The 513-nt window shown below is 63.4% G+C and carries 2 protein-coding genes; both read right to left on the reverse strand.

Translation table 11 applies throughout. The annotated features are described in order from the left end of the window. A partial coding sequence (locus tag AACY19_RS27005) for an FAD-dependent oxidoreductase (protein WP_339454553.1) occupies nt 1–129 on the reverse strand: 129 nt, incomplete at its 3' end. A 4-nt stretch (nt 130–133) separates the two neighbouring features. Next, on the reverse strand, nt 134–513 hold a 380-nt coding region (locus tag AACY19_RS27010), incomplete at its 5' end, for a serine aminopeptidase domain-containing protein (protein WP_339454551.1).

Here is a 513-nt window from a genome sequence, read left to right on the forward strand (position 1 = left end):
CCCGGTCGCATGGTAACCGGGCAAATCCTCCGCCTCGAGCATCACCACCGAAGCATAAGGCGCAATCGCGGCGGCAAGGCTTGCGCCCGCAATCCCGGCCCCGACAATCGCCACGTCATAGTGCGTCACGGCTCTACCTCTGCGCCCGCGACGACAGGAAGATGTCGATCTCGCCAATCGCGCGATTGCGCACCGGATCTGCCTCGCGCAGGATCTCGTGCGCGGATTCCTTGCCGAAGCGCACCACCCGCGCATCCGGCACCTTTGCCGCGATCTTCAGCGCGGCCTTGGGGTCGACCAATTTATCGTCATCGACAACGACGAACAGCAACGGCACGTCGAGCGTTTTCAAACGCGGATCGACGCTCAACCGCCGCGTCGACGCAAACGCCTCGATCACCCAGCGCCAGCTCGGCGGCCCCAGCAGCAATTCGGGCTTGCTCGATTGCCAGAAGATCTCGTCTTCATAGCGATCCGTATCCTTGGTGAGCAGTGCCTGGCGCGTTTCGGTGG

Source organism: Pseudomonas sp. EA_5y_Pfl2_R50, assembly GCF_963970475.1.
In the GTDB taxonomy this organism is placed as follows: Bacteria; Pseudomonadota; Gammaproteobacteria; order Pseudomonadales; family Pseudomonadaceae; genus Aquipseudomonas.